The organism is Bacillus alveayuensis (assembly GCA_030812955.1).
Lineage (GTDB): Bacteria > Bacillota > Bacilli > Bacillales > Aeribacillaceae > Bacillus_CB > Bacillus_CB alveayuensis.
The window spans coordinates 1-6,642 of the sequence record JAUSTR010000042.1; the positions used below are offsets into that span (position 1 = coordinate 1).

Genomic DNA, 6,642 nt, shown 5'->3' on the forward strand with positions numbered 1-6,642 from the left:
GATACCCAAACCGGGAGTGTGCTTGGTATGGAACATCAACGGAGTTATCATTCAACTCAGATCTTACTTGCCAAGAAGATTCTGTCTAATAAATGGGTTCATACCGTTGTTATGGATATGTGGGATCCCTTCCATAAAGCTGTTAAATCTATATTCCCAGAGGCCTGTATCGTCATTGATAAATATCATGTGGTGCAAAAGGTGACACATGCACTTGACCAAGTTAGAAAGAAAACTCCTGGACTAAAAAAGGGACGGTTTAAACTCTTGAAAGGTTCTGAAAAGTTAACGGCTAATGAAAAACAACAATTAGATGAGATGCTCAAAGAGCATTCAGAATTGTCATATGCCTATTTTCTAAAAGAACTCTTTAGAGAAATATACCAAGTGAATGACTATGATACAGCTGATTCACTCTTAGAAGAATGGATTCAACTCGCATGGAGCAGCCCATTTCCTTCATTTCATCAAGTTGCCAAGACGATAGAAAATTGGAAGGCACAAATTTTACAATATTTTCTTACACCTTTTACGAATGGCCGGATTGAAGGTACAAACCATAAGATTAAGAACATCAAAAGACGTGCTTTTGGCTTCAGAAACCTTGAAAGATTTCGGCTACGTGTATTTTTGGAATGTACAGGTAAAACTTATAAAAATCAGGTTGCTTAACCATGCCCTTCATCAGCTTTCCGCATTGTAGTTGGTAGAATGGAAGCCGTCAAGGAAAGCACTTGACCGCTTCCATTCTACCAACTTAGTGGTCTGCAAGCTGACGAAGGAGCTACTCTAGATTGAGTATCAACCTCGCTAACTTATTTCCGGAATTGTGTGAACATCACAGAATATGGTGATGAGACATATTTTCTAATTATGTAATAAATTAGTCTTAATCAACGTGATTGATTCTTCCCAAATATCTAATAGATTACTCTTTTTATGGTAGTTTGGTATCAGATTTTTAATGTTAAAGTATAAAAGACAAATAGAGAGTTTTCCCTTACAATGGAGAATTAATATCTACTTTTTCCTAATTTCAATCACAGGTAACTAAAAGAATCTATTTTATTACAATTTTTAAAAAATTTATTCGTAACGTAATGCATCAATTGGATCTAATTTTGCTGCTTTATTTGCTGGTAACAAGCCAAAAATAATACCTATGGCCATAGAGAAAAATAATCCTCCTAGAATAACAGGTAAAGAAATTAATGATGGCCATTTTGCTATATAAGAAATTAAGTTTGCAAATATAACTCCTAAAATAATACCGATAACCCCTCCAATTAATGTCAAAATAACAGATTCAATAAGAAACTGTAAGAGAATATTAGCTCTCGTTGCTCCCAAAGCTTTTCTAATCCCAATTTCTTTTGTTCGTTCTGTTACTGAAACTAGCATGATATTCATCACACCTATTCCGCCTACTAATAAAGAAATGCTAGCAATTCCACCAATAATCATCGTCATAACTCTAGTAATAATGGAAATTCCCTGTTCAATTTCCTTCATGTTAAATACCTGATACTCTCCTTCCACATCTTTAATACTATTTAAAACATCGACTGCTTTTTTTCCTGCAACCCCTAATGTATCCACACTTTTTGCCTTAATCGTTATAGATTTAACCTCATCCGTCCCAAATAAAATCGGCCACGTAGTAAGGGGAATCATTACTTTTGGCATCGCTAGGTTCATAGCACCATCTGATTCCTCTACCACCCCTATCACTTTTAAAGGGATACCCTCTATTTCAATAATTTGTCCAATCGGATTTACCGATAAAAAAAGTTCCTTTGCTACATCTTCATTGATAATAGCTACTTTCTTACCTTGTTCTATATCTGGTAGATTGATTAATCTCCCTTCTTTAGCAGTTATAGAATGAACATCGTAATAAGCTTTTGTTATACCGATAATCTGACTATCAATGCTCTCCTTAAAGAAATAAATTTTGGCTGTGTGTGTCGTTGATGGAATTACTTGTGAAATCTCAGGTATCTGTTTTAAATGATAGATATCCTCTTCTGTAAACAAGGGTTGATTATCCATTCCCTCTAATGCATATAAAGCTCCTTCACCAGGACTATAGGTAATTTCTAATGTGTTATTACCAGATCCAGCAAATTGAGTTTTTAGTGCTGCTTCTCCTCCTTGGCCAATAGCTACAACAATAATAACAGATCCAACTCCGATGATGATTCCAATAATAGTTAAAAAAGAACGAAGTTTATGTGTAGAAAAAGATGACAAGGCCATGTTAATGTTATCCAAGATATTCAAGTTAAATCCTCCTGTCTTGAATAATTCGTCCGTCTCTAATGTTTATCACCCTGTTGGCATAAGCAGCAACATCTTTTTCATGAGTAATAACTATTACTGTGACACCTTCTTTATTAAGTTCTAAAAATAAATCCATAATTTGTGCACCTGTTTTTGTATCAAGTGCTCCAGTTGGTTCATCTGCTAATATTATTTTGGGTTTATTTACCAACGCACGTGCTATAGCTACTCTTTGTTTTTGTCCTCCTGATAACTGATTCGGAAGATAATCCATTCGTTCTGATAAACCAACTTTTTTAAGAGCTATTGTAGCTCTTACTATTCTTTCTTTTTTAGGTAAATTCGAATAAATAAGAGGAAGTTCTACATTCTTTATAGCGGTTAACCTAGGAAATAAATGGAACTGTTGAAATACAAACCCTATCAAATTATTTCTAAGTTGAGATTGTATAGTTTGATTCAATTGAGATGTATCTTCTCCATCAAGGATATATTGACCTAAACTTGGTTTATCTAATAAGCCTAATATATTCATTAAAGTAGACTTTCCAGATCCCGATGGACCCATAATTGAAACAAATTCACCTTTTTCAATTGTTAAATTTATATCTTCAAGAATCCTTAATTGTTCCTGACCATTTTTTAACGACTTGTATACACTATTTAGTTGTATCATTCACTTTCACTTCCATGTTATTTGATAACTGATTCAACTTATTTGTAATAATAGTTTCTCCTTCTTTAACTCCACTAACAATTTCAATCCATTGACTATGAGTTTCACCTGTTACCACTTCTCTCATCTTTGCAATACCCTTGTTTTCGATGAAAATATACGATTTATCATCTACTGTTTTCACACTTTCAGATGGAACAACAAGAGTCTTTTCTTTTTCAATCTCAATCTCAACGGAAACATGAAAACCAATTTGAAGTTCACTTGGAACATTTTCTATTGATGCAGAAAATATATAAGAGGCCACGCTTTCATTATTGTTTGCTCCTTCTATTGGAACGGTTTCAATACTTTTGATTTGGCCTTGATACGTCTTATTAGGAAATGCTTTGGGTCTTATCGTAACAGGTTGTCCAACTTTTAGAAAATTTACATCATACTCAGTAATTGTACCTTTAATGATATAAGGATCCGTAGAAATGATATACATAAAGGGGGATTGATTTGCTACACTTGAATCTTCATTAATATCTTTTACCACACCAGTAATTGGACTCTTAACAACCAATTGGTTTTTTTTCTCTTGTGTACTTTCAATTTGATTTAAAATTTCACTATAGTCTAAGTTACTTAGTCTATTTTGATATTCTATATCTTCCTTCTCTCTTGTTAACTGTTTAATGGCTTCTTCCGGCAAATCATTTTCTTTTCCTTCCTTAATTTCTTTTTCTAAGCGTTTAATTTTCTTATTTTGTTGCTCTAAATCTATTAGAATTCTCTTTTTTTGAAATTCATATTGTTTGATTTGAATATCTAAGTCATTATTCTTATAACGAAATAATACATTACCTTCGTTAACTTTTTGTCCTTCTTTAACATTTAAATCAACTACTTTGCCCATACTTGTATCTAAGTAAATCTTCTCATCTTGTGAAGGAAATACTTGTCCAGAGGCTAGAATTGTTTTATTAAGTTGTCTAAATTCAACCTTAGCCGTTTTAACTTCCATTACTTCTTTTCGATTATCAAATAATAAATTAATGGATGCTGCACTAACTACAATAAACAAAACAATTCCACTACTAATCCAAATCCATTTTTGTCTCATTATCCCTTAGCCACTTCCCTTAGTCTCTTGCTAATTAAATTTAATTAGTTTTCAAAAACCACTCTAATTCTGTCAAATTTATAATTCCCAATTTTAGCATCTATCTTTTTAAATAGAGTAAAACCCATCTTTTCAAAGAACTTTTTTCCTCCTTTATTCTTTCGTTCTAAATCAGCAAATAATTTACAATTTTTAGGTAGCTGTTCGATAATAGTATTTATTAACATAGTCCCAATTCCTTTTCTTTGATAGATAGGTTCAACGTATATAGCAGCTAAAACAGATTTATTATACCCAAAGTAATTAGGCATAATGTTTACGAAGCCAACTACTCTCTGGTTATATTCCGCAACAAAAAAGATTGTATCTTGTGCTCTCGATTTAATTGCCTGCTTTGAATAACCAATCTTAAGAAACTCCTCTAAAAACTCTTCATCCATTATTCCTTTGTTTGTATCTCTCCAAGTTATTTTAGCTATTCTTTCTACACTTTCTATGTCCTCATCTTTCATCTTACGTACAATATTCATCAAATTCCCCTCCCATCTTACACTAATTATACATATATAGTAAATAATACCAACAAAAAAATAAATATTTCCCAGCAAGAATATTGAAAAGAGAAGTACAAAATATAATAATAAAAAATCCCCCCTATTCTCATGTAGGGAGGACTTACTACTAAATATATTTAATACTTTACCAAATGTCCCTTTAATTACTTTTAAACAGATCCATGTCACAATTAAAACCAAGGATGGAGCGCCACTGTAATGCAGTAACGCTCTAAGAGAAGAAGCACGGCCATGCTTCACTCTTGCTTGTAAATCAAATTCTAACACAATTGTTTACATTTGTAAACTTTTCGCTTCAAAATTATACTAATAAACCATATTTCTCTTTACTCATATTTTTCACATCTCTCCTAAAGATTATTTAACATTAAATCTACCAATTCAGTAAAAATAGAAAAAAGTAAAAAAATGTATGAGTTTGATTAAGAGCCTCTATGGGGTCGTTCGTATAGCAACATAACCCATACCCTAGCCGCATCCGTGGCCTTCGAATCTCCTCCGATCTCCTTCAACCGTTCTAATAAATAATTTTGAACAGCTTGCCATAAAGGAAGAGCTTTATAAGGTACAGGCACAAGCAACCATATCAAAACAATACCTTGTCCACTGAAATTCATTATATTGGGATTTAGAACTATTTCTCTAAAGTACCCACGATTGATTATAATTAAAATGATAAAAGTCTATAGGATTGTAATTTCCATATATTGTCAATTTTTCATTCAGGTTTATAGAATGTATTTTGACTAAAATAAACATCCTCTTCAAGCCATTCTGACAGCAAAAAAGCTAATTTTTTAAAGGGTATAGAAGAAGTCTATTGCCTTCTTCTTGAAGATTATTATAACAGCCCACTTTCTGTAAACACTTTCCTTAAGGCTTCATTCACAATTCGACTTTTTGTCCCTCGACCACCTTTTTTGGCTAACTGATCAATTACTTTAGCTAAATCTTTTTCAATATAGATTCCTCTCATGACATACTTATCTTCATGACTATCATTATCTCCAATAACACTTTGTACAAAATTATTTTTATTAATATTATTGTTAATATTATTAATATAGCTTACGTCATTATTACTATCGTTTCTTGCAACATTGTTAAAAGAAGTAGCTAAGTTTTTATTTTTTCGAGCCAAATTGAACACCCTTTCTTTCTTCGATTTCTTGTAATAAATCATAGTAACTTCGAACAATTTTATTTGACTTATCAGATGATAACGTGGCAGGTAATCCTTCATAAGCAACCGAACTGGCAAACCGTACGCTGCGTGGAATTACCGTTTCAAACATTTGAATTCCATTCTCATAACAGTATTTTCTGCACTCTTGCAGTACCTGTGAATGTAAAGTCGTACGTGTATCTACTAACGTTGCTACAATTCCTAATACTGAGAGTTTCTTGTTATACTGCTCACGAAAATTATGAATGGATTGAAGAATTTTTACCAAGGATCGCATACTATAACTTTCTGGTTGGAATGGAATTATGACTTCATCAGCAAAACTTAACACATTACCGGTAATTAACCCTAGATTAGGTGGACTATCAATTAATATAAAATCATAATCATTCTTTAAATGTGAGACAGCATTTTTTAATAATAAAAATGGTTCTGGATATTTTTCGCGTTGTGTCAGAACATCAAAATCTAAAAAAGCCATATCGTCATTACTACCCAATAAATCAATTTTCCCTCCCGTTATGTCCTGGTAAACATTCGAAATTGCCATTTCAGCTGCTAATCCATCCACTAATACATCATATGTAGTGTATTCAAATGAATCTGGGTTTTTTCCAAAAGATAATGCCGCATTTCCTTGATTATCTGTATCGATAATTAAGACCTTTTGTCCTTTACTAGCTAAAACTCCACTTAAATTCGTAGTGATGGACGTTTTTAAACTTAGACGGCACAACCAACACAATAAATTAGTTGTGCCTTTTCCATTTCTCTTCAATAGTGTTTAAATATTCATTTGGTTCTTTTTTGAATC

Annotated in this window: 7 protein-coding genes; 1 reads left to right on the top strand and 6 read right to left on the bottom strand. The window is 32.4% G+C overall.

Features of this window, described 5'->3' with window-relative positions; all coding sequences use genetic code 11:
* The coding region (locus J2S06_RS15865) for an ISL3 family transposase (protein WP_419152938.1) at positions 1-672 on the top strand (672 nt) is incomplete at its 5' end.
* A 414-nt stretch (positions 673-1,086) separates the two neighbouring features.
* Here J2S06_RS15865 and J2S06_RS15870 read toward each other — a convergent pair.
* From J2S06_RS15870 to J2S06_RS15895, 6 genes are all read right to left on the bottom strand, one after another.
* A complete protein-coding gene (locus tag J2S06_RS15870) occupies positions 1,087-2,283 on the bottom strand; it encodes an ABC transporter permease (RefSeq protein WP_419152939.1) in 1,197 nt (398 codons plus the stop codon).
* Position 2,284: 1 nt separating this feature from the next.
* On the bottom strand, positions 2,285-2,959 hold the full coding sequence (locus tag J2S06_RS15875) for an ABC transporter ATP-binding protein (RefSeq protein ID WP_419152940.1): 675 nt from the start codon (positions 2,957-2,959) through the stop codon (positions 2,285-2,287).
* The gene (locus J2S06_RS15880) at positions 2,943-4,067 is read right to left on the bottom strand and encodes an efflux RND transporter periplasmic adaptor subunit (RefSeq protein ID WP_419152941.1); all 1,125 of its coding nucleotides are present in this window, start codon (positions 4,065-4,067) and stop codon (positions 2,943-2,945) included. Before J2S06_RS15880 ends, J2S06_RS15875 begins: the two co-directional genes overlap by 17 nt.
* A 44-nt stretch (positions 4,068-4,111) precedes the next feature.
* Positions 4,112-4,597 carry a GNAT family N-acetyltransferase gene (locus tag J2S06_RS15885; protein WP_419152942.1) on the bottom strand — a complete coding sequence of 162 codons (486 nt, stop codon included), beginning with the start codon at positions 4,595-4,597 and terminating at the stop codon, positions 4,112-4,114.
* Between the two features lie 886 nt (positions 4,598-5,483).
* Positions 5,484-5,783 (bottom strand): ribbon-helix-helix domain-containing protein, encoded by a 300-nt coding sequence (locus tag J2S06_RS15890; RefSeq protein ID WP_419152943.1) that lies wholly within the window; start codon positions 5,781-5,783, stop codon positions 5,484-5,486.
* Entirely contained in the window at positions 5,767-6,606 is an 840-nt protein-coding gene (locus tag J2S06_RS15895; RefSeq protein WP_419152944.1) for a ParA family protein, read from the bottom strand. The genes J2S06_RS15890 and J2S06_RS15895 overlap by 17 nt, the downstream gene beginning before the upstream one ends.
* Positions 6,607-6,642 lie beyond the last annotated feature (36 nt).